We start from the raw sequence: 21,783 nt of genomic DNA, 5'->3' as shown, positions 1-21,783 counted from the left end.
CCCCCCCCCCCCCCCCCCCCCCCCCCCCCCCCCCCCCCCCCCCCCCCCCCCCCCCCCCCCCCCCCCCCCCCCCCCCCCCCCCCCCCCCCCCCCCCCCCGACCCTGACGCGGCCCCGGCCCGCATGCCGTGCGGGCCGCGTCACCAGCCGCTTACTGATCCCAAACCGCACCGATCCTAGGAACACAGCGATGAGCGACCGCATCTTCGGCATCATCGGCCTGGTGCTCGCCGTGATCTACGCCTGGCAGGCCAGCGTGATCGAGGAAAGCTTCCTGTCCGATGTCGTGGGCCCGAAGGCCTTCCCCTACATCATCGCGGCCCTGCTGGGGCTGTCGTCGATCTTCTTCCTGCTGAAACCCGACCCCGAGCCGGAGTGGCCGACCTGGGGCCGCTTCGCCGAGATCGTCTTCGCGGTTCTGGTCTTCGTCGCCTATACCGAACTGCTGCCGGTACTGGGCTTCGTCGTCGCCACCGTCTTCTGCGCCGCCTATCTCAGCTGGCGCCTCGGTTCGCGGCCGCTGGGCGCGCTGCTGACCGGGATCGGATCGTCGGTCGGGATCTACGTCGTGTTCCACCTGCTCCTCGGGCTCGCGCTGGCGCGCGGCCCCTGGGGCTTCTGACGGGAGCCTGCGCACATGGACATGCTTCAACACCTGGGCGACGGCTTCGCCATCGCGTTGACCTGGGAAAACCTCGCGCTCGCGCTGCTCGGGGCCTTCATGGGCACGATCATCGGCGCGCTGCCGGGCCTTGGCCCGTCGAACGGCGTCGCGATCCTGATCCCGCTCGCCTTCTCGCTCGGCCTCGGCGCGACGCCGGCGCTGATCCTGCTGACCTCGGTCTACTACGGCGCGATGTACGGCGGGCGGATCTCGTCGATCCTGCTGAACATCCCCGGCGACGAACCGGCGATGATGACCTGTCTCGACGGCTACCCGATGGCCCGGGCAGGGCGCGCCGGCGAGGCGCTGGCGATCTCGGGCATCGCGTCCTTCGTGGGCTCGTTCTTCGCGACCTGGGGCCTGATCCTGCTGGCGCCGCAGCTCGTCAAGATCGCGCTCTTGTTCGGACCGGCCGAATACTTCGCCCTCTTCGCGCTGGCCTTCGCCACGCTGGGCGGTGTCTCCGCGACGAACCAGGCCAAGTCGGCCTTCGCCGCCGGTCTGGGCCTCGCGCTCGCCATGGTCGGCGTCGACACCCAGACCGGCGTGCCGCGCTTCACCTTCGGCGAGGTGCATCTCTATGACGGGATCGACTTCCTCGTCGCGATCGTCGGCCTCTTCGCGCTGTCCGAAGTCTTCGTCTTCCTCGAGACCCGCCACGGCGAGGCCGCCGAGCAGAAGATCGAGATCGGCCGGCTGATGCCCACGGCCCAGACGCTGAAGGACTGCACGCCGACGATGGCACGCTCGACCGTGCTGGGCTTCCTGGCCGGTGTGCTGCCGGGGGCGGGCGCCTCGCTGGGGTCGTTCATCGCCTATGCGCTGGAAAAGAAGCTCGTCGACAAGAAGGGCACCTTCGGCAAGGGCGACCCGCGTGGCGTCGCCGCGCCCGAGGCCGGCAACAACGCCGCCGCCGGTGGCGCGCTGGTGCCGATGCTGGCGCTGGGCGTGCCCGGCTCGGGCACCACGGCGGTGCTGCTGGCGGTGCTCCTGTCGCTCAACATCACCCCCGGGCCGCTCCTGTTCCAGAACAACCCCGACGTGGTCTGGGGCCTGATCGCGGCGCTCTTCATCGCCAACGTCATGCTGCTGGCGCTGAACATCCCGATGGTGGGCCTGTTCACCCGCATCCTGATGATCCCGCCGCGCGTGCTGATGCCGATCGTCGCCATGGTGTCGTTCATCGGCGTCTACGGGATCTCGGGGTCGACCTTCGACCTGCTGGTCATGATCGGCTTCGGGGTGCTGGGCTGGGTGCTGCGCAAGTTCGACGTGCCGCTGGTGCCGATCATCCTGGGCACGCTGCTGGGCAACGCGATGGAATCGAACCTCCGCCGCGCGATCCAGATCGAGGACGGCGACTGGGGCGCCCTGATCCACTCGCCGCTGTCGATCACCCTCTGGGCGATCGCGATCATCGGCTTCGTGCTGCCGATCGTCTTCGGCAAGGTCCTCAAGCGCAACATCTCGCAGGCGCACGACCAGATCGAGGACTGATCCGCGCACCAGCGCCGAAACGACGGCCGGGCCCCGCCCGGCCGTTTGTCGTTGCAAAGGGGCGGCGCCGGCGCGGCTTGCCCCTTGCCACGCGGCGGCCCGCGTCTAGAATCGCCCCTGTCTCGCGCTGAAGGAGCGGAAACAGATGAAGAAATTCGGCGACCCGGTTCCGGGCTGGACCCCGGCCCTGCCGCCGGTGGCGCAGGTCATGGAGGGCCGCTGGGCCCAGCTCGAGCCGCTGGATGCCGAGCATCATGCCGCCGACCTGTTCCGCGCCAATTCCGCGGATGACGCGATCTGGGACTACCTGCCCTACGGGCCCTTCTCCTCGGCCGCGACCTATCACCGCTGGGTGCGCGACGTGCAGGGCAAGCCCGACCCGATGTTCTTCGCGATCCGCGATCGCGGCACCGGGCATCTGGGCGGGGTGGCAAGCTACCTGCGCGTCGATCCCCCGGTCGGCTGCATCGAGGTCGGGCACATCAACCTCGCGCCCGAGCTGCAGGGCAGCCGCGTCGCGACCGAGGCGCTGGTCCTGATGATCGCCTGGGCCTTCGCCAACGGCTACCGCCGGTTCGAGTGGAAATGCGATTCGCTGAACATCCCCTCGCGCCGCGCGGCGCAGCGGCTGGGCTTCAGCTACGAGGGCGTGTTCCGGCAGGCGACGATCTACAAGGGCCGCAACCGCGACACCGCCTGGTTCGCGATCACCGACCAGGACTGGCCGTCGCTCAGCGAGGCGTTCCGCGTCTGGCTCTCGCCCGGCAACTTCACCGCCGAGGGCCGGCAGATCGAACGTCTGTCGGACCTCACCGCCCTCGTGCGCGTCAGCTCGGACCCGGCCCTGGGCTGACCGCCGCCCGGCATGGCGCGGCGTCCCGGGCTACAGCGCCGGGTTGCCCGCCAGCCGCGCGTCGACCATCTGCCGCAACCGCCCGATCCCGGCGTGGTCCGACTGGCGGTGGCGCAGCAGCGCGGCCGCCGCCTCGGCCAGCGCCGGGTCGTCCGACAGCCGCGCGAGCCCCTCAAGAAACCCCGCGACATAGTCCAGCTCGGCCGTCCCCGGCGCCGGATCTTCAAGGATGCCCGCCGCCCGCGCCAGATCGTCGCGCAGCGCCAGCAGGTCGGGCGCCGGCGCCTCTCCGGGGTCGAGACCCCGCGGCGGCACGCTGCGCAGCTCGTCCGGCAGCAGCTCCCGCAGGGTCTGCTGGAAGGCGGCGAGGCTGGGGATCGGCTTGGCGAGGAAGCCGTCGGCCCCCGCCGCCATCGCTTCCTCGCGCGCGTCGTCGCGCCCCGACAGGCCCAGGATCACCGGCACCCTCGACCGCGCGCGGGCCAGCCGCCGGATCAGCGAGGCGCCGTTGCCGTCTGGCAGCCCCAGGTCGATGATCGCGACGTCCGGGCAATAGGTGGTCAGGTGCCGCTCGGCCGCCGCCAGCGAATCCGCGCGCCGGATCCGCGCGCCCGAGCGCAGGCACAGAAGCCGCAGCGCCTCCGAGGCGAAGCGGCTGTCCTCGACCGCGAGCACGGTGAGGTTCTGCAGCGGCCGCAGCGGGTCGGGTCGGCGGATGGTGACCGTCGCCGGCCCGCCGGCGCGCGGCGGCGCGGCCGCACCGGCATGGGGCCTCGCCGGGGGCGGGGGGGCGGGCGGCTCGGGATCGTGATCGTCGGACATGGCGCAACTCGTTCCGGTGGCGTCTGGGTCGGCGTGTCTGGATCGGCGTGTCTGGGGCAGGGCGCATCGGTCTGGGCACGGCTCGTCACTGCGGGCGTCGCCGGCATCGGTGCCGCAGGCGCGGCCCTGGCCGTGGCCATGCCCGCCCCGGGGTCACGCCCGGGCCGGGGCCATCGTCGGCCACGATCCTGTTGGCCATCGTGAACCCCGGCGCGCGGATCGTACCCGCACCCGACCCGCACCAAACCAGCATCCGCGCCCGCCCCGCATCGGCACCTGGCCCGCACCAGCCGCGCACCCGCCCCGCACCGGCCCCGCACCGGCCCTCGAAGGGCATCACCGAGGGCCGGCGCTGGCGCGCCGGCAGCCGGCCCGGTGTCACCCGCGGCCGCACCCGCCGGGACAACCGTCCACCCGTGGCAGGCCGTCCGCGCGACGACACAGGACGCCCAGCCCGGCCAACCCGGTCGAGCCTGCACGGCGATCCCCTAAGCCCGCGTTAAGGCGCCTGCCGAAGCGGATTTTCCTTGCCTGCGGGCCGGATCCCGGCTAGCGGATGCGCATGATCGCCCAGGCCGCCCTTTTCACGCTGCCCCGACGTCGACGCCAACGCGCCTGACGTTCCGATCCCGTGCGCGGTGCCCATCGGCCCTTGCACCCCCTCCGAAGACCCCGCACAAATCCCCCGCGCAGTTGACTCGTTCCGGGCAATCGCGCACCCATTGGCCTTCTTCCCCGGGAGACACCCCATGATCGCCCCCGTCCTGCCGACCTACAACCGCGCGCCGCTCGAGTTCACCTCGGGCGAGGGTGCCTGGCTCACCACCACGGACGGGACCCGATACCTCGACCTGGGCGCCGGCATCGCGGTGAACGCGCTCGGCCATGCCAACCCCGACCTCGTCGCGACGATCACCGAGCAGGCCGGCAAGCTCTGGCACGTCTCGAACCTCTACAAGATCCCGCAGCAGGAAAGGCTCGCGCAGGCGCTGGTCGATGCGACCTTCGCCGACACGGTCTTCTTCACCAACTCGGGCACCGAGGCGACGGAACTCGCGGTCAAGATGGTCCGCAAGTACTGGTACGAGAAGGGCCAGCCCGACCGGGTCGAGATCGTGACCTTCGACGGCTCGTTCCACGGCCGGTCCTCGGCGGCGATCGCGGCCTCGGGCGGCGAGAAGATGATCAAGGGCTTCGGCCCGCTGCTGCCGGGCTTCACCCGCCTCGCCTGGGGCGACATGGCGGCGCTGAAGGCCGCGGTGACCGAGACGACGGCGGCGGTGATGCTCGAGCCGATCGTGGGCGAGGGCGGGATCAAGGTCTGGCCCGATGCCGAGCTGAAAGAGATCCGCGCGCTCTGCGACGCGACCGGGGCGCTGCTGGTGCTTGACGAGGTGCAGTGCGGCATGGGCCGGACCGGCACCCTGTTCTACCACGAACAGGCCGGGATCACCCCCGACATCATGACCGTGGCCAAGGGCATCGGCGGCGGCTTCCCGCTGGGCGCGGTGCTGGCCACGGAAAACGCGGCCTCGGGCATGGTCGCGGGCACCCATGGCTCGACCTACGGCGGCAACCCGCTCGGCTGCGCCGTCGGCGGCAAGGTGATGGAGATCGTCGCCGACCCGGCCTTCCTGGCCGAGGTGCGGCGCAAGTCCGGCCTCTTCCGCCAGGGCCTCGAGGCGCTGGTCGCCGCCCATCCCGATGTCTTCGAGGGCGTGCGCGGCGAAGGGCTGATGCTGGGCCTGAAATGCAAGGTCGCCCCGGCCGATGTGGTCAAGGCGGGCTATGGCGAACAGGTGCTCACCGTGCCCGCCGCCGAGAACGTGGTGCGCCTGCTGCCGCCGCTGAACATCCCCGACGCCGACATCGCCGAGGCGCTGGCCCGGCTCGACCGCGCGGCCAGCGCCGTGGCGAAGGCCGCCTGACATGTCCCGGGCGCGGCTCATCCCCCGCAGGTCCCGCCGGCGCCGAGGCGCCGGCCCCTGTCAGACCGCGCCCCTTTCGCATTGGTGAAAATATCCTCGGGGGTGTGGGGGCAGACAGCCCCCACCGACCTCCCCACAAGTGACCCCAGATGAACCACTTCCTCGACATCCACACGACCTCTCCCGCCGACCTGCGCCAGATGCTCGACCAGAGCCTCGCGATGAAGCGCGCCCGCGCCGGCCGCCCGAAGGGCGCGCCCGATGACGACCAGCCGCTCAAGGACCACATGGTCGCGCTGATCTTCGAAAAGCCCTCGACCCGCACCCGCGTCAGCTTCGACGTCGGCGTGCGCCAGCTCGGCGGGCAGACGATGGTGCTCTCGGGCAAGGAGATGCAGCTCGGCCATGGCGAGACGATCGCCGACACCGCCCGGGTGCTGTCGCGCTATGTCGACATGATCATGATCCGGACCTTCGAGGAGACGACGCTGCAGGAGATGGCCGACTATGCCACCGTCCCGGTGATCAACGGCCTGACCAACCGCACCCATCCCTGCCAGATCATGGCCGATGTCATGACCTACGAAGAACACCGCGGGCCGATCGCCGGCCGCAAGGTGGTCTGGGCCGGCGACGGCAACAACGTCTGCGCCAGCTGGATGCATGCCGCCGGGCAGCTCGGCTTCGATTTCACCTTCACCGGCCCCTCGCAGCTCGACCCGGAGCCCGAATGGCAGGGCTTCGTGCGCGACAGCGGCGCCCGCTTCGCGATCGAACGCGACCCGATGAAGGCGGTCGAGGGCGCCGACATCATCGTCGCCGACACCTGGGTGTCGATGCATGACAGCCAGTCCTCGAAAGAGCGCCGGCACAACCTGCTGCGCGGCTATCAGGTCAACGAGACGCTGATGGCGCGCGCCAAGCCCGACGCGCTGTTCATGCACTGCCTGCCCGCGCACCGCGAGGACGAGGCCACCTCGGGCGTGATGGACGGCCCGCATTCGGTGATCTTCGACGAGGCCGAGAACCGCCTGCACGCGCAGAAGGCGGTGATGCGCTGGTGCCTCGGGCTCTGACCCGCCGCACCGCCGGGACGGAAAGGGGCGGGCCGGCAGGCCCCGGCCCCGGATCGGTCGGGACGGCGGCGGGCGCGCGGGGAAAGCCGGCCCCGGGGCCGGCCCCCTGCGCGGCCCGGCCCGCCTCAGGGGCTGATCCACAGCTCGAGCTGTCCCGGCGTCGCGCGCCCGAAGCGCGTGGCCGAGAGGTCGCGCACCGCAAGACGCGCCGCCCCCGGCAGCGCGGTCACCGCCTGTTCGGCCAGCGCCACCGCCGCCACCTCGTCCGCCGGGTGGAAGAAGCGCACCTCGTTCAGCCCGCTGGCCGAGGCGATGCGCTCGCCGCCCTGGCGCCAGCCCTGCACGTTCCAGCCCGCGGCATCGAGCGTCCCCGACAGCGCGATCACCCGCGCCGGCTCGAATCCGGCGTATTGCACGAAGACCCGTCCCGCCCAGCCCGGCGGCGCCGCCGCGGGCGCAGGCTCGGGCAAGGCCGGCGGCTCGGGCGTCAGCGGCGGCCGCGGGTCGGACGGCGCGACCCCGGGTGCGGCCGAGAGCGTGTCGCCATCGTCGCTGCCATCACCGTTGCCGGCGGCCGGCGGCTCGGGCAAGGGACCGGGCAGGGGGGTGGGCAGCGGCACCGGCTCCGGCCGGGTCGAGACCGTCGCCTCGGCGCTGGCCCGGGCGATCACCGGGGCGGCGCGCGCGGTCCGGTCAAGCTCGCACCGGCCGGGCTGGAACGTCAGGCAGGACCAGGGCGCGATCCAGGGCAGCGCGTTGTCCGACACCAGCGCCGCGGTGGCGGCGCTGGCCCAGATCGCGACCAGCAGCGTCAGCAGGTTTCCCAGCCAGCGCAGCGACCGCGCCGGCACGCTGGTCAGCGCCAGCGTCCCGAGCCCGATCAGCAGCAGGAGCGGCGCAAGCCCCATCGCCTCGGCGGCAGAGCCCTGGGTCCAGGTCTGCACCAGCACCGCGGCCGCGACCACCGCGAGCGCCGCGCGCAGCAGGCTGCCCAGCCGCGTCCGTCCCAGCAGCACCGGGCGCAGGATGTCCCAGGGACCGGCGGCGATGGTGGGCTGCTGCGGCTTGTCGGTCATGAACCCGGCCCCCGGCACGTGCCCCGCTGCGAACATGGCGCGGCGCTTTGAAATCAAGGGTTGAAACGATTCCGTTGCGATATCGTGCAAGGGTACACCCGCGGGCAGGGCGGCGTCACCCTCCGGCTACACCCCGCCGGGCCCGCCCCCCGGCAACCCCCGGCAACCCCCCGGTCGCCTTCGGCCGCGCCGTCGCCCCAAAGCGCCAGGGTTTGATCCTGCCTGTGCCCGATCCCGCTTGCGCCCCATCCCGCTTGCGCCTTGAATTCGCGCCGCCGTGCTTGTATCTAGTCGCGTCGCGGCTAGACTCCCTTGGCCGCATGGGGTGCGGCGGCCCGTCCGCGCCTCGCGACCGACCACAAGGAAAGGCCATCCGATGTCCTGGACCGACGAACGCGTCGAGCTTCTGAAGAAGATGTGGCAGGACGGCCAGTCCGCCAGCCAGATCGCCAAGGAACTGGGCGGCGTCACCCGCAACGCGGTGATCGGCAAGGTGCATCGCCTCGGCCTGTCGAACCGCGTCGGCGGGGCCGATGGCAAGCCCGAGACCGCGGCGCCGGCCGCCCCCGCCGCGGCCCCGGCCGCCGCGCCCGCCGCCGCCGCCCCGCGCGCCGAGCCTGCCCCCGCCGCCGCCGCCCCGCGCGTGGAACCCGCCGCCACCCCGCGCCCCGCGCCCGCCGCCGCGCCGGCCCGGCCCGAGCGTCCCGCCGCCGCCGAGCGCCCGGCGCCCGCCGCCCCGGTCGCCGCGACGCCGGTGCCGCCGCGCCGCCCGATGGTCGCCGTCGCCGGCCAGCCGCTGCCGCCGCAGCCCTCGGCCGGCGAGATCAGCCCCGAGGCGCTCGCCTCGGTGCGCGAGGTCGAGAAGCGCGCCCGCAAGCTCACGCTGATGGAGCTGACCGAGCGCACCTGCAAATGGCCGATCGGCGACCCGGCGACCGAGGATTTCTGGTTCTGCGGCCTGCATGCCCAGCCCGGAAAACCCTATTGCGAGGCCCATGTCGGCGTCGCCTTCCAGCCGATGAGCGCCCGGCGCGACCGCCGGCGCTGAGACCGTCGCCGGACCGGGGCGCTGCCCCGGACCCCGGGATATTTGAACCAATGCGAAAGGGGGAAGGGCTGCGTCCTTCCCCTTCCCGTTTCCGAGAGATGCCATGAGCCTCAACCCGCCGAACCTTCGCCCCGATCTTGCGCCCGCGCCCCAGTTCGATGCGGGCGCCGCGCGCCGCGAGGGGCAGCCGACGATCGGCATGGTCAGCCTCGGCTGTCCGAAGGCGCTGGTCGACAGCGAGCGGATCCTGACCCGGCTTCGGGCCGAGGGCTATCAGATCAGCCCCGACTACAAGGGGGCCGACGCGGTGATCGTGAACACCTGCGGCTTTCTCGACAGCGCCAAGGCCGAGAGCCTCGAGGCGATCGGCGAGGCGCTGAAGGAGAACGGGCGCGTGCTGGTGACGGGGTGCCTGGGGGCCGAGCCCGAATTCATCACCGGCGCGCATCCGAGCGTGCTGGCGGTGACGGGGCCGCACCAGTACGAGGCGGTGCTGGACGCGGTGCACAAGGCGGTGCCGCCGGCGCCCGATCCGTTCATCGACCTGATGCCCGCGGCCGGGGTCAAGCTGACGCCGCGCCATTTCAGCTATCTGAAGATCTCGGAAGGCTGCAACCACAAGTGCAAGTTCTGCATCATCCCGGACATGCGCGGCAAGCTGGCCAGCCGGCCGGCCCATGCCGTGCTGCGCGAGGCCGAGAAGCTGGTGGAAAGCGGCGTGCGCGAGCTGCTGGTGATCAGCCAGGACACCTCGGCCTACGGCGTCGACCGCAAGCATGACCTGCACCCCTGGAAGGGCGGCGAGGTGCGCAGCCACATCACCGATCTCGCGCGCGAGATGGGCAAGCTGGGGGCCTGGGTCCGGCTGCACTACGTCTACCCCTACCCGCATGTGCGCGAGCTGATCCCGCTGATGGCCGAGGGGCTGGTGCTGCCCTATCTCGACATCCCGTTCCAGCATGCCGATCCGGGTGTGCTCCGGCGCATGGCCCGCCCCGCCGCCGCCGCGCGCACGCTGGACGAAATCGCGGCCTGGCGCCGCGATTGCCCCGACATCACCCTGCGCTCGACCTTCATCGTCGGCTATCCCGGCGAGACCGAGGCCGAGTTCCAGGTGCTTCTGGACTGGATGGACGAGGCGCAGCTCGACCGGGTCGGCTGCTTCAAATACGAGAATGTCGCCGGTGCGCGCTCGAACGACCTGCCCGACCACGTGCCGGAAGAGGTCAAGCAGGAGCGTTGGGAGCGGTTCATGGAGAAGGCGCAGGCCATCTCCGAGGCCAAGCTTGCCGCCAAGGTCGGCAGCCTGCAGCAGGTCATCGTCGACGAGGTCGATGCCGAGGGCGCGACCTGCCGCACCATGGCCGACGCGCCCGAGATCGACGGCAACCTCTATATCGACGAGGGGTTCGAGGGGCTCGCCCCCGGCGACATGCTGACCGTCGAGGTCGAGGAGGCGTCGGATTACGACCTGTGGGGCCGGATCGCCTGACCCGGCCCGCGCGGGGGCGCGCTACATCCAGTAGGGCACGGCGCCGTAGTAGCTGAAGTAGCCCTCTTCCCAGCGCCGGTCGGTGCGCCAGTCGTCGTCGCGCTTCGGCGCGGCCTCGAGCTGGTCCTTGGTGATGTCGGTGACGTAGCCGTCGAGTTCGACATCATAGCTCAGCTTCGACCAGGGGATCGGGTGGAATTCCTCTCCCAGCCCCATGAAGCCGCCGAATCCCATCTCGGCATAGGCGATCTTGCCCGAGGCCTTGTCGATGATCAGCTCCTCGATATGGCCAAGCTTGTCGCCCGTCGGGCTATAGACCGTCTGGCCGGTCACGTCGCGCGACGAGATCTGCGGCCGGGCGGAGCGGGTGGTGAACTGGTCCATCATGACGGATCCTCCTTCCGTGATGCGTTCGGGGACACAACGCGCGTCCCGGGGTCCGCGTTCCGGGCCGCGTGCCGGGGTGCGTCCCGGGCCGCGATGACGATCCCGCTTGCGCCCGGCTCGCGAATCGGCAGGGATGGCGCCGTTCTCAGGGCGGGGCGGAATTCCCCACCGGCGGTATGCGGGGCATCCCCCCGCGAGCCCGCGAGCGCCCTGCCATGCGCCCCGACCGGGCGCCGGGCAGGGGTCAGCAGACCGGGTGCGATGCCCGGGCCGACGGTTACAGTCCGGATGGAAGAGACCATGACCCTGCCTGCCGCCCCCCCGGGCGGCCGGGGGCCGTGTGATCGCCTTGGGTGACGTGTCGCATGCAAGGAGACAGACAGATGACACACACCCGCTTCGCCTTCATCAAGGCCAACTGGCATTCCGACGTCGTCGACCAGGCGCTGGAGGGCTTCCTGCAGCTGATCCCGGCCGCCGATGTCGACGTGTTCGACGTGCCCGGCGCCTTCGAGATGCCGCTGGTGGCGACCAAGCTCGCGCGGACCGGCCGCTATGGCGCGGTCGCGGCGGCGGCGCTGGTCGTCGATGGCGGGATCTACCGCCATGACTTCGTCGCCCAGGCGGTGGTCGACGGGCTGATGCGCGCGGGCCTCGACACCGGGGTGCCGGTGCTCTCGGTCTCGCTCACGCCGCACCACTACCAGGAGGGTGGCCACCACGGCGCGATCTTCCGGGCGCATTTCGTCGAGAAGGGGCGCGAGGCCGCCCGCGCGGCACTGGCCGCGGTCGCGCTGCATGCCCGGATCGATGCCGCCGGCACGGCGCCGCTGCACCTGGCCGAGCCGGCCTGAGACCGGGGCCCGCCCGGGCCCGGGCCCTGCCCGGCGGCCGGGCGGGGTCTCTCCGGGGTCTCTCCGGGGTCTCTCCGGGGTCTCTCCGGGGCCGCGACGGCGCGCCGAAAAATACGCGGGGGCCGGCCTCCCCAGACCGACCCCCGCTCCCGCCCATGAACCGCCGCGTCTCTCCCCACGCGGCGACGGGATCCTCCCATCTCGTGTCGCCGGGCCCCAGCCCAGCATATCGGCCCGGCATTTCAGCGCCGCATCGCGCCCAGCTCCTCGCCGTTGACGCAATAGTCCGGCGCCGCCTCGGCCTGCGGATGCTCGGCCAGCCAGCGCCCGCAGCCTTCGGGGTTGGCGCAACCGCTGCAGCCCAGCACCATCTCGGCCCAATCCTCCGAGGACAGCGTCCCTGCGTCGAGCCGCTCGGTCAGGTCGACCCCCAGCGCTCCGGCCATCGCGTTCACCAGCTGCGCGTGGTGGTGTACCGTCCGGGTGCCGCACATGTCCGCCTCCTGTCCTCGATGACCCGAATGTGCGCCGAGACTCGCCCCCGCGCCTTGATCTGGATCAAGCGCAGCCGGCGGTCCCGGCGATCAGGTCGGGCTGGATCAGGCCCGGTCGTCCGGCCCCGGCCGGTCGCCCGCGCCCTCCGCGGCCGGCGCCGCCGCCGCGACCCGCGCGCGCTCGCCGGGCAGGGCCAGCGCCTCGCCCCGCGCGAGCGCGTCTGCCGACATCGCCCGCGCGGGGGCGGCGAAGCGCGGCGGCGCGATCGCCGACAGCGCGGCGAGCGTCTTCTGCAGCCGGATCTGCACCTCGACCATCGCCGCGCCGTCGCGGGCGATCGGGGCGAAGGCATCGTCGAACATGTCGGCCACCGACAGCAGCGGCACCCGCACGCGCGGATAGCGCACCGCCGCCGGCGGTCGCGGCGCCGACCAGTCGGCGAACAGCCGCAGCAGCCGCCCCAGCACGTCGATCGCGGTGCCGGGGTCGTTCACCGCCGGCGACAGCGCCCGGCTCGCGATCTCGGCCATCACCGCAAGACCGAAGCGCGGGTCATGCTCGAACCCGCGCCGGGCGTCGATCGCGAAGGCCGCGCGCAGCCGCGCCTCGGGCAGCGCGCCCGTGACCGGCCCGCCCGGCACCAGGTGCAGCAGCGGCTGCGCCGGGTGCACCAGCGCCCCCGGCATCGCGTCAAGCCAGATCTCGATCCCGGCCTCTTCGGCCGCGGCCTGCAGCGCGGCAAGGTCGACATGCTGCACATAGCCGGTCTGCGCGGACAGGACCGCACGCGCGGCGCGCGGCACCGCCGTCCCGGGCGCCAGCGCCTGGCCGCCGAGCGCGGGGTCGCAGGCGCGCGCGTCAAGCGCCCGGGCGGTCGCCTCCTCGACCCGGGCGGTGGTGCTGGCGACGCGGCCGAACTGGCTCAGGTGCTGGATCCAGCGGATCATCGTCACCACGATCAGCACGATCAGCGCCAGCGTGACGCCATACAGCACCACCCGCCCGCGCAGCCCGTACAGCCCGGTCTGCAGCACGATCATCCCCACCAGCGCGAAGATGAAGGCGCCCAGGAAGGTCGAGAGCGCCGTCTGGCTGGTGCGGTCCTCCAGAAGCAGCTGCACCGCCCGCGGCGTGACGTTCGACGTGGCCCCCGAATAGGCCGACACCATGGTCGACAGCGAGAAGGTCGTGACCGCCAGCATCGACGAGGCAAGGATCGACAGGATCTCGTCCAGCGAGTCGGCGCCGACCTCGGCGCCGAGATCCTCGGGCAGCCAGGGCGCCAGCGCGAGCCCCAGAAGCGCCGCGGCGATCGCGGCCAGTCCGAACAGCGCCGCGCGCACCCACAGCCCGCGCGTGACGCGCCACAGCTTCCACAGCCAGGCCGAACTCATCGCCGCCGATCCTGCGCCCGGGGTGCGGCCGCCTGTCCTATGGCCGCCTGTGCTGCTCCTGCCCGCCGTTGCCCTGCCCGCATCCACCGCCCTCTCGACCGCCCGTTCCAAAACCCGCCACCCGGCCGGCTGCCATCGCGAAGCCCGCGGACCCGCGGCCCCGAAGGTCAAAGTCCCGCCGCGGCGCGCCGGTTCCGCCGCTAGCGGATCTGGCCCGAGCGGATCGCGGCCAGCGTCGCCTGCACCACCTGGATGCGCTCGGCGTTCGGGGGATGGCTGCCCAGGAACCGGTCGCCCGGGTCGGGCAGGCGGGTGAAGAACCGTGCGCCCTTCTCGGGGTCGAAGCCGGCATCGAAGGCGATGATCGTGCCCAGCCGGTCGGCCTCCAGCTCGTAATCCTTGGCATAGGCGCGCCCCGCGAGGCCCGCGCCGATCTGCTGCGCGCGCGCCGCGTCCAGCCCGTAGGCCTGCGCGAGCCCGCCGAAGATCGCCGCCCCCGCCGCCGCCGACTGCTGCTGGCGCGGGATGTGGCCTGCGATGTGATGCGCGGCCTCGTGCCCCATCACGAAGGCCAGCTCGTCCATGTTCCGCGCATCCCCGATCAGCGCGAGGTTGAAGGCCACGATCGGCCGCCCGCTGTCGTCCAGCGTCTGGAAGGCGTTGGCCTCCTGCCCGGGGCGGTCGTCGACCACGATCTGGAAATCGCAGTTCGACTGCGGCGCGCGCTGGCGGCACTCGGCCTCGATCGCGGGCTCCATCCGGTTGACGACGCTGGCGAAGTTGCGCGCGGCCTCGCGCGCGGTCAGCGGCCCGGTGTCGGCGTCGTAGGCCGGCAGCGGCGCGGTCGGCGCGGGGCCGGCGGGCTGGTAGCCGCCAAGCTGCTGGCAGGCCGACAGCGCCAGCGCCGCCAGCGCCATCAGCGCGCGACGCGGAAGCGGCAGGGGAAGGGCAGGGCAGGGCATCGTCGGGTCTGGTCCTCCTCGGGCCGGCCCCGTCCGCGCCGCGTCGCGGCGGGGGACCCGCGCCGCCGACCCTAGCGGCGCGCGCGGGCCCGGAAAAGCCCCGCCGCACCGGGGGGCGCGGCGATCACGAAGCCCTGACCGCGGCCAAGGTTCCGGCCAAGGTTCCGGGCGATACGTTGTCGCGGCGGCCGAAGCCTGCCAGACTGAGACCGGGGGCGCCCGCAGGCGGCGCCCCGGACAGGAGGCCCCGCGATGTTCACGATCGAACATGATTTCGACGCCACGGTGATCACCCTCGTCGACGAGGGCGCCGCGCCGCTGCAGGAGGATGTCACCGTCCAGGGCTTCGAGGACTGCGTGGTGCTCGAACAGCTCGACACCCGCCGCGACGACGTCGTGCGCATCACCCTGTCGATGGCGCAGGTCCGCGAGCTGGCCGCGGCGCTGAACCTGCCCGAGGGCGTCTATCGGCTGAAGCCAAAATCCTGAGCCCCGAATTCCTGAGCCCCGGCGCGACGATCCGCCTCGCCCGCCTGACCGGCGCCGCGTCCGGGCAGGCGCCCGGCGACAGGCCCGGCGACAGGCCAGGCGACAGGACCGGCGGCGGCGACGCCCCGGTGGCGTGGTGGAGCGTCACCAAGACCGCGATCGCGATCCTGGCGCTGCGGCAGGTGGCCGCGGGCCGGCTGGCGCTGGATGCGGCGCTTGCCCCGGCGCTGCCGGGCGATTTGGCTTCCGGGATCACGCTTCGCAGGCTATTGGCCCACGAAGCGGGGCTTCCGGACTACGGCAGCCTGCCGGGCTGGCACGCGGCGGTCGCCGCCGGCGGTGATCCCTGGCCGCGCGACCGCCTGCTGGCCGAGACGCTGGCGCAGGGCCGGCCGGGGCCGCCGGGGCAGGGCTTTCACTATTCCAACATCGGCTACCTTCTGGCCCGCGAGGCGCTGGAGCGCGCGTCGGACCGCGATCTGGCCACGCTGTTCGCCGAGGATCTGGCCGCGCCGCTCGGGCTGGACGACAGCCGGATCGCGACGGGCCGCGCCGATCTTGCGCGGGTGTCGTGGCTGCCGGCCGGGGGCTATCACCCGGGCTGGGTCGCGCACGGCCTCGCCATCGGCCCGCCCTCCGCGGCGGCGCGGCTGCTCGCGGCGCTGGCCGGCGGAGAGCTGCTGCCCGCGCCGCTTCTGGCCGAGATGACGCGCGCCCGCCCGCTCGGGGCGGCGGTGCCGGGCCGGCCCTGGCGCCGGCATGGCTACGGGCTGGGGCTGATGATCGGCGATCTCGGCGCGGCCGGGCGGGTCATCGGCCATTCGGGCGGCGGGCCGTTCTCGTCGGCGGCGGTCTACCACCTGCCCGACCGGCCGGGCCGCCCCACGCTCGCGGCCTTCGCCCCGGGGCCCGGCACCGCGGCCGAGACCGCGCTGGCGGCCGCCGCCGGCCCCGCCTGACAGGTCCCGCCTGACAGGTCTCCCGACGGGTCCCGCCTGATCAGTCCAGCCGGAACAGCTTGTCGCGCGCCGCGGCCCCGCGCACCAGCGCCAGCCGCGACGGTGCCACCCCCAGCGCGCCCGCCAGCAGCCGCGCCGCCGCCGCGGTGGCGCGGCCCTTCTCGGCCACCTCGGTCACCTCGATCCGGATCGCGTCGCCATCGCGCCACAGCCGGTTGCGCCGCACGCCGGGGCTGACCCGCACCGCGATCACCGTCCCCGGCACCGCCAGCGCCGCCAGATCCTCGACCTCGTGCCGTGCCACCCCGACCGTCCTCCTGCGCCGCGCATCCGCGAACCCCTTCCGCTCTGGTCCTTTTCCGGCGGCCGCTCTACGCTTTCGCCGCCGCAAGAGCCCGGAGCCCGCCATGACCACCGCCTTCTATACCGACGAACGCTGCTTCTGGCACCATGGCGGCAACTACGCGCTGACCATGCCCGTGGGCGGGCTGGTGCAGCCCGGCGGCGGCCTGCCCGAAAGCCCCGAGACCAAGCGCCGCCTGAAGAACGTGATGGAGGTCACCGGCCTGATGGCGCGGCTCGACACCCGCTCGGCCGCGCCCGCCACGCGCGAGGATCTGGGCCGGGTGCACGACGCGGGCTATCTCGACGCCTTCAAGGCGATGTCCGACGCCGGCGGCGGCGAGCTGGGCCTGCGCACCCCCTTCGGCCGCGACGGCTACGAGACGGCGGCGCTGTCGGCGGGCCTCGCCACCGCGGCGCTGGCCTCGGTGCTGCGGGGCGAGCATCGCAACGCCTATGCGCTCAGCCGCCCGCCGGGGCACCACGCCCTGCCCGATTTCCCGAACGGCTTTTGCCTGATCAACAACATCGCCGTCGCGATCCGGGCGGCGCAGGCCCACGGCCTCGCGCGGCGCGTGGCGGTGATCGACTGGGACGTCCACCACGGCAACGGCACCGAGGCGATCTTCCTGCGCGACCCCGAGGTCCTGACGATCTCGGTGCACCAGGAATGGAACTACCCGACCGACACCGGTGGCGCGATGGTGCGCGGCGAGGGGCGGGGGCATGGCTACAACGTCAACCTGCCGCTGCCGCCCGGCGCCGGCCACGCGACCTATCTCGAACTGATGGAGCGGGTGATCCTGCCGCTCCTGCGCCGGTTCGAGCCCGAGGCGATCGTGATCGCCTGCGGCTTCGACGCCGGGGCGATGGATCCGCTGGGCCGGATGCTGTGCACGACCGAGACGTTCCGGTCGATGACCGGCATGGTCAAGGCCGCGGCCGAGGAGCTGTGCCAGGGCCGGCTGGTGATGGTGCACGAGGGCGGCTATTCCGAGGTGCACGTGCCCTTCTGCGGCCATGCGGTGATCGAGGAGCTGTCGGGCGAGCCGATCCGCGCCCCCGATCCGCTGGGCGCGACGCTGATCGCGCGCCAGCCGGGGCCCGAGGCGCAGGCCTTCTTCTCGTCGCGGATCTCCGAGCTTGCGGGGCTGTTCCTCTAGGCGGCGATCTGGGCTAAGGGGCGGGAATGCTTTCGTACCAGCACCTCTATCACGCGGGCAACCTCGCCGATGTCCACAAGCACGCGCTGCTCAGCGCGGCGCTCGACTACATGACGCGCAAGGACAAGCCGCTGAGCTACCTTGAAACCCACGCTGGCCGGGGCCTTTACGACCTTGCCGGCCCCGAGGCGCTGAAGACGGGCGAGGCCGCGGCCGGCATCACCCGGGCGCTGGCGGAACAGTGGTTCGCCCCCGACCATCCCTACCTGCGCCACCTCGCCGAGGTGCGCGACCGCTTCGGCCCCGCGGCCTATCCCGGCTCGCCCCTGATCGCGGCGCTCGCGCTGCGCCCCGGCGACGCGATGCAGCTGGCCGAACTGCACCCGGCCGAACACGCCGCCCTGACCGAGGCGATCGAGCCCTGGACGGGCAACGTCCACCGCGTCTCGGGCTTCGACATGGCCTTCTCGCGCACCCCGCCCGAGCCGAAGCGGGGCCTGCTGCTCTGCGACCCCTCGTTCGAGGTCAAGGAGGACTACCGCGCCATCCCCGAGTTCCTCGGCAAGGTCGCGCGGAAATGGAACGTGGGCGTGCTGATGCTGTGGTACCCGATCCTGTCCTCGGGGCTGCAGCTGGACATGGTGATCCGCCTGCGCCAGGCCTTCCCCGACGCCCTCTCGCACGAGGTCCGCTTCCCCCCGGCCCGGCCCGGCCACGGCATGGTCGGCTCGGGCATGTTCGTGATCAACCCGCCCTGGGGCCTCGCCGACGAGGCCGCGCGGCTGTCCAAGCGCTTCGCCCGGCTCTGACCGTCGCGACGGCCGCCCCCGCCAGCCGGAGGGGCGGGCGCATGGGCCCGCCGCACGGGGAGGGCCATCCGCCGCTCGCATGAGCCGATCGATCGGACAGGCGGAGTATTCGGGCGGAGTCGTCCGGCCACGCAGTCCGGCCGCGCGGGAATGCACTGAGGGGTTTACAGCCCCGCCACGCTGCGCGACACGCTCCCGGCAACGGCCGCCGCGCCCCCCCGGGCGCCGGCGCCCCGCTCACCGACATCCCCGCTCGGGGCCGCCCCACGGCGCCCGGGCCCGCCAGAGTTTCCGGAGTGCCCATGAAACGCCTCGCCCTCGCGCTGCTGCTCGCGCTGTCCACCCCCGCCGCGGCCGACGCGCTGTACTTCTCGGCCATCCCCGACGATGACGAGACCCGCCTGATCGCCCGCTTCTCGAAGGTCGCCGACTATCTCAGCGCCCAGCTGGGGGTCGAGGTGAAATACGTGCCGGTCAAGGACTACGCCGCCTCGATCGCGGCCTTCCGCAACGACCAGATCCAGCTGGCCTGGTTCGGCGGGCTGACCGGCGTGCAGGCCCGCGCCGCCGTCCCCGGCGCCCGCGCCATCGCCCAGGGCGAGGAGGACCAGGCCTTCGTCACCTATTTCATCGCCAATGCCGCGACCGGCCTGCAGCCCTCGGACGACTTCCCCGCCGCCATCGCCGGCCACAGCTTCACCTTCGGCGCCGAGACCTCGACCTCGGGCCGGCTGATGCCGGAATACTGGATCCGCGAGAAGACCGGCCAGGCGCCGTCCGATCTGTTCTCGCAGGTCGGCTATTCCGGCGATCACGGCCAGACGCTGCGGCTGGTGGCCTCGGGCGCCTATGACGTCGGCGCGCTGAACTACACCGTCTACGACAAGGCCGTGGCCGAGAACGCCCCCGAGGTCGCCAACACCCGGGTGCTGTGGCAGACGCCGAGCTATCCCGACTACAACTGGACCATCCGCGGCGATGTCGACGCCCGCTTCGGCGAGGGCTTCGCCGATCGCGTGCAGGCCGCGCTCGTCGGGATGACCGACCCCGCGCTGCTCGACAGCTTCCCGCGCAAGGCCTTCGTGCCGGCCAGCAACGATCTCTACGCGCCGATCGAGAAGACCGCGCGCGATCTCGACATCATCGACTGATGCCGGCCCACGCGCCCCTGCTGTGCCTGCGCGACGAGCGCCCCGGCTGGGGCGGCGCGCCGGTGCTGGGCCCGCTGACGCTGACCCTGCACCGGGGCGAGCGGGTGGTGCTGATGGGGCGCAGCGGCGTCGGCAAGTCGACGCTGCTCGAGACGCTGCGCCGCCGGCTTGATGCGGGACCGGGCGGGCGCGAGCTTGCCATCGTCGCGCAGGACCACGGCCTCGTCGGGCCGCTGTCGGTGTTCCACAACGTCTGGATGGGCCAGCTCGACCGCCACGGCACCGCGCGCAACCTGCGCACGCTGCTGTGGCCCTCGCGCGCCGAGCGCGCGCTGGCCGAGGCGGCTCTGGCCGAGACCGGCCTCGCGGGGCTTGGCCGCCGCCCGGTCGCGGCGCTGTCGGGCGGGCAGCGCCAGCGCGTGGCGCTGTCGCGCGCGCTGGCCCGCGGCGGCGCGGTGGTGCTGGCGGACGAGCCGGTCTCGGCGCTCGACCCGGCGCAGGGCGCGGCGCTTCTGGCGGCGCTGGCCGCGCGGTTCCCGACCGCGGTGCTGGCGCTGCACGATGTCGGCCAGGCGATGGCCTTCGCCACCCGCATCCTCGGCCTGCGCGACGGCCGCATCGTGCTGGACGCGGCCCCCGCGACCCTGACCGAGGCGCAGGTGATGGACCTCTACGCATGATCCCGCGCCTTACGGGCCGCGGCATGCTGGCGATCTTCGCGGTGCTGAGCCTCGCCGCGCTCTGGCGCGCCGACCTCTCGGGCCAGCAGCCCGACCCCTGGCTGATCCTGTCGCGGATCGGGCAGGGGCTCTTGCACCCCGCGCTGAGCGATCCCGGCGCGATCCTGCGGGGCACGGCGCTGACGCTGGCCTTCGCCTTCGTCGGCGTGGCGCTGGGCGCGGGCCTCGGGCTTCTGGCGGCGCCCTTCTACCGCCGCGCCCCGGTGCGCCTCGCCTGCATCGGCCTGCGCGCGCTGCACGAGCTGTTCTGGGCGCTGTTGCTGATCAACCTCACCGGCCTGTCGCCGCTGACCGGGGTGCTGGCGATCGGGCTGCCCTATGCGGGCATCTGCGCCAAGGTCTTCGCCGACTATCTCGACGAGGCCGACCCCGGCCCCGCCCGCGCGCTGCCGGGCGCGCTGCCGCCGGTGCTGCGCCTGCTGTGGCTGCGGCTGCCGCAATGCCTGCCCGAGATGCGGGTCTACACGCTCTATCGCCTCGAATGCGCGATGCGCTCCTCGGCGGTGCTGGGCTTCATCGGCCTGCCGACGCTGGGCTTCCACCTCGAGACCTTCTTCAAGCAGGCCCATTACGCCGAGGCGGCGGCGGTGCTGATGATCTTCCTCGGGCTGATCCTGCCGCTCAGGCACTGGATGCGCTGGCGCCTTGTGCCGGTGTTCCTCGCGCTGTCGCTGCTGGCGCTGGCGCAGGTCGAGGTGCCGCCGATGGGGCCGGGCGCGCTGGGGCGGTTCCTGTCCGACATCGTGCCGGCGCCGATCCGCGGCGGCACCGGATGGGAGGGCTGGCTGTCGAAGGTCTTCCTCGACCAGGCCTGGCCGGGGGTGGTGGTGACGCTGGTGCTGTCGCAGGTGGCGCTGGCGGGCACGACGGTCTTCGCCGCGGCGGCCTTCCCGCTGATCGTGCCGCGGGTGGTGGGGCGGGCCGGGGCGGCGCTGGGCCACGCCGTGCTGGTCGTGTTCCGCTCGCTGCCCGAATACGTGCTGGCCTTCCTGTTCCTGCAGGTCTTCGGCGCCTCGATGCTGCCCGCGATCCTCGCGCTCGCGCTGCACAACGGCGCCATCATCGCCCATCTCGCCGGGCGGCAGGCGCAGGGGCTGGCGCTGCGCGCCGATGCGCCGCGCGGGCTGACGCTCTGGGCCTGGGAGCTGTTCCCGCGGCTGCAGGCGAATTTCTGGGCGCTGTGCCTCTACCGGTGGGAGATCATCCTGCGCGAAAGCGCGATCATGGGGCTGCTGGGGGTGGGGACGCTGGGCTATTTCGTGCAGCGCAACCTGCAGGAGCTGCGGCTGGACCGGGTGGTGGCGCTGCTGGTGGTGACGGTGCTGGTCACGCTGGGCATCGACGCGCTGTCGCGGGGGCTGCGCGCGCGGCTGCGGGCGGGGCTGCGGGCGGGGGCGCCGGACGGCGCTTCTGCCGGAATTCCGGCCGGCGCGGGGCGTGCCGAGCAGGCGGGGTGCGGCCCGGGCTGAGCGCCGAGGGGGCGCTGCCCCCGCCGCCTCCGGCGGCCCCCCGGGATATTTCGGCCAATGCGAAAGCGGGGGCGGGGTTGAAGATCACGGCCCGATGGCCGACATCCGGAGGCG

22 protein-coding genes and 1 riboswitch are annotated in these 21,783 nt (G+C 73.0%); of the genes, 15 read left to right on the top strand and 7 right to left on the bottom strand.

Annotated elements, in window-relative coordinates; all coding sequences use genetic code 11:
• Nucleotides 1–189: 189 nt before the first annotated feature.
• The 3 genes from V8J39_RS15475 to V8J39_RS15465 all read left to right on the top strand — a co-directional run bounded on the left by V8J39_RS15475 (nucleotide 190) and on the right by V8J39_RS15465 (nucleotide 3,013).
• Complete coding sequence (locus V8J39_RS15475) at nucleotides 190–621, top strand: tripartite tricarboxylate transporter TctB family protein (RefSeq protein ID WP_336461829.1); 432 nt, start codon at nucleotides 190–192, stop codon at nucleotides 619–621.
• A 15-nt stretch (nucleotides 622–636) separates the two neighbouring features.
• Nucleotides 637–2,160 carry a tripartite tricarboxylate transporter permease gene (locus tag V8J39_RS15470; RefSeq protein ID WP_336461828.1) on the top strand — a complete coding sequence of 508 codons (1,524 nt, stop codon included), beginning with the start codon at nucleotides 637–639 and terminating at the stop codon, nucleotides 2,158–2,160.
• 145 nt (nucleotides 2,161–2,305) lie between these two features.
• Nucleotides 2,306–3,013, top strand: a complete 708-nt coding sequence (locus V8J39_RS15465) for a GNAT family N-acetyltransferase (RefSeq protein WP_336461827.1) — start codon at nucleotides 2,306–2,308, stop codon at nucleotides 3,011–3,013.
• Between the two features lie 30 nt (nucleotides 3,014–3,043).
• Here V8J39_RS15465 and V8J39_RS15460 read toward each other — a convergent pair whose 3' ends face one another.
• A complete protein-coding gene (locus V8J39_RS15460) occupies nucleotides 3,044–3,835 on the bottom strand; it encodes a response regulator (protein ID WP_336461826.1) in 792 nt (263 codons plus the stop codon).
• Nucleotides 3,836–4,584: 749 nt separating this feature from the next.
• Here V8J39_RS15460 and V8J39_RS15455 point away from each other — a divergent pair.
• Complete coding sequence (locus V8J39_RS15455) at nucleotides 4,585–5,763, top strand: aspartate aminotransferase family protein (RefSeq protein ID WP_336461825.1); 1,179 nt, start codon at nucleotides 4,585–4,587, stop codon at nucleotides 5,761–5,763.
• A gap of 149 nt (nucleotides 5,764–5,912) precedes the next feature.
• Nucleotides 5,913–6,839 carry an ornithine carbamoyltransferase gene (gene argF, locus V8J39_RS15450; protein ID WP_336461824.1) on the top strand — a complete coding sequence of 309 codons (927 nt, stop codon included), beginning with the start codon at nucleotides 5,913–5,915 and terminating at the stop codon, nucleotides 6,837–6,839.
• A gap of 125 nt (nucleotides 6,840–6,964) precedes the next feature.
• Here the strand turns inward: argF and V8J39_RS15445 are convergent, their stop codons facing one another.
• A complete protein-coding gene (locus tag V8J39_RS15445; RefSeq protein WP_336461823.1) occupies nucleotides 6,965–7,915 on the bottom strand; it encodes a hypothetical protein in 951 nt (316 codons plus the stop codon).
• A gap of 376 nt (nucleotides 7,916–8,291) precedes the next feature.
• Here V8J39_RS15445 and V8J39_RS15440 point away from each other — a divergent pair, with 376 nt between their 5' ends.
• Both V8J39_RS15440 and rimO read left to right on the top strand, forming a co-directional pair.
• A complete protein-coding gene (locus V8J39_RS15440; protein WP_336461822.1) occupies nucleotides 8,292–8,963 on the top strand; it encodes a GcrA family cell cycle regulator in 672 nt (223 codons plus the stop codon).
• A gap of 103 nt (nucleotides 8,964–9,066) precedes the next feature.
• A complete protein-coding gene (gene rimO, locus V8J39_RS15435) occupies nucleotides 9,067–10,455 on the top strand; it encodes a 30S ribosomal protein S12 methylthiotransferase RimO (RefSeq protein WP_336461821.1) in 1,389 nt (462 codons plus the stop codon).
• Between the two features lie 21 nt (nucleotides 10,456–10,476).
• On the opposite strand, the gene V8J39_RS15430 is transcribed toward rimO, so the two are convergent.
• Nucleotides 10,477–10,842, bottom strand: coding sequence for a PRC-barrel domain-containing protein (locus V8J39_RS15430; protein ID WP_442902600.1), 366 nt, complete (start codon nucleotides 10,840–10,842; stop codon nucleotides 10,477–10,479).
• 137 nt (nucleotides 10,843–10,979) lie between these two features.
• Nucleotides 10,980–11,146, top strand: a riboswitch (FMN riboswitch).
• A gap of 79 nt (nucleotides 11,147–11,225) precedes the next feature.
• Here V8J39_RS15430 and V8J39_RS15425 point away from each other — a divergent pair.
• Entirely contained in the window at nucleotides 11,226–11,696 is a 471-nt protein-coding gene (locus V8J39_RS15425) for a 6,7-dimethyl-8-ribityllumazine synthase (protein ID WP_336461820.1), read from the top strand.
• Nucleotides 11,697–11,938: 242 nt separating this feature from the next.
• Here the strand turns inward: V8J39_RS15425 and V8J39_RS15420 are convergent, their stop codons facing one another.
• The 3 genes from V8J39_RS15420 to V8J39_RS15410 form a co-directional block, all read right to left on the bottom strand.
• Entirely contained in the window at nucleotides 11,939–12,190 is a 252-nt protein-coding gene (locus V8J39_RS15420; RefSeq protein WP_336461819.1) for a DUF6455 family protein, read from the bottom strand.
• Between the two features lie 105 nt (nucleotides 12,191–12,295).
• Complete coding sequence (locus V8J39_RS15415; protein ID WP_336461818.1) at nucleotides 12,296–13,585, bottom strand: DUF2254 domain-containing protein; 1,290 nt, start codon at nucleotides 13,583–13,585, stop codon at nucleotides 12,296–12,298.
• A gap of 200 nt (nucleotides 13,586–13,785) precedes the next feature.
• Nucleotides 13,786–14,547, bottom strand: coding sequence for a M48 family metallopeptidase (locus V8J39_RS15410; RefSeq protein ID WP_336461817.1), 762 nt, complete (start codon nucleotides 14,545–14,547; stop codon nucleotides 13,786–13,788).
• A gap of 252 nt (nucleotides 14,548–14,799) precedes the next feature.
• Here V8J39_RS15410 and V8J39_RS15405 point away from each other — a divergent pair, with 252 nt between their 5' ends.
• Entirely contained in the window at nucleotides 14,800–15,036 is a 237-nt protein-coding gene (locus V8J39_RS15405) for a hypothetical protein (RefSeq protein WP_336461816.1), read from the top strand.
• A gap of 128 nt (nucleotides 15,037–15,164) precedes the next feature.
• Nucleotides 15,165–15,995 (top strand): serine hydrolase domain-containing protein, encoded by an 831-nt coding sequence (locus V8J39_RS15400; protein WP_336461815.1) that lies wholly within the window; start codon nucleotides 15,165–15,167, stop codon nucleotides 15,993–15,995.
• Between the two features lie 40 nt (nucleotides 15,996–16,035).
• Here the strand turns inward: V8J39_RS15400 and V8J39_RS15395 are convergent, their stop codons facing one another.
• Complete coding sequence (locus tag V8J39_RS15395) at nucleotides 16,036–16,299, bottom strand: DUF167 family protein (RefSeq protein ID WP_336461814.1); 264 nt, start codon at nucleotides 16,297–16,299, stop codon at nucleotides 16,036–16,038.
• 103 nt (nucleotides 16,300–16,402) lie between these two features.
• Here V8J39_RS15395 and V8J39_RS15390 point away from each other — a divergent pair, with 103 nt between their 5' ends.
• From V8J39_RS15390 to V8J39_RS15370, 5 genes are all read left to right on the top strand, one after another.
• A complete protein-coding gene (locus tag V8J39_RS15390; protein ID WP_336461813.1) occupies nucleotides 16,403–17,500 on the top strand; it encodes a class II histone deacetylase in 1,098 nt (365 codons plus the stop codon).
• Between the two features lie 26 nt (nucleotides 17,501–17,526).
• The gene (rlmJ, locus tag V8J39_RS15385) at nucleotides 17,527–18,309 is read left to right on the top strand and encodes a 23S rRNA (adenine(2030)-N(6))-methyltransferase RlmJ (protein WP_336461812.1); all 783 of its coding nucleotides are present in this window, start codon (nucleotides 17,527–17,529) and stop codon (nucleotides 18,307–18,309) included.
• Between the two features lie 302 nt (nucleotides 18,310–18,611).
• Nucleotides 18,612–19,460 carry a putative selenate ABC transporter substrate-binding protein gene (locus tag V8J39_RS15380; RefSeq protein WP_336461811.1) on the top strand — a complete coding sequence of 283 codons (849 nt, stop codon included), beginning with the start codon at nucleotides 18,612–18,614 and terminating at the stop codon, nucleotides 19,458–19,460.
• Entirely contained in the window at nucleotides 19,460–20,140 is a 681-nt protein-coding gene (locus tag V8J39_RS15375; RefSeq protein ID WP_336461810.1) for an ATP-binding cassette domain-containing protein, read from the top strand. The genes V8J39_RS15380 and V8J39_RS15375 overlap by 1 nt, the downstream gene beginning before the upstream one ends.
• Nucleotides 20,137–21,669: a PhnE/PtxC family ABC transporter permease gene (locus V8J39_RS15370; RefSeq protein ID WP_336461809.1), complete on the top strand. Its 1,533-nt coding sequence runs from the start codon at nucleotides 20,137–20,139 to the stop codon at nucleotides 21,667–21,669. Before V8J39_RS15375 ends, V8J39_RS15370 begins: the two co-directional genes overlap by 4 nt.
• Nucleotides 21,670–21,783 lie beyond the last annotated feature (114 nt).

The organism is Frigidibacter sp. MR17.24 (assembly GCF_037095655.1).
In the GTDB taxonomy this organism is placed as follows: Bacteria; Pseudomonadota; Alphaproteobacteria; order Rhodobacterales; family Rhodobacteraceae; genus Frigidibacter.
Note: the sequence above shows the minus strand (reverse complement) of the source record. Positions and strands in the feature narration are given on the sequence as shown.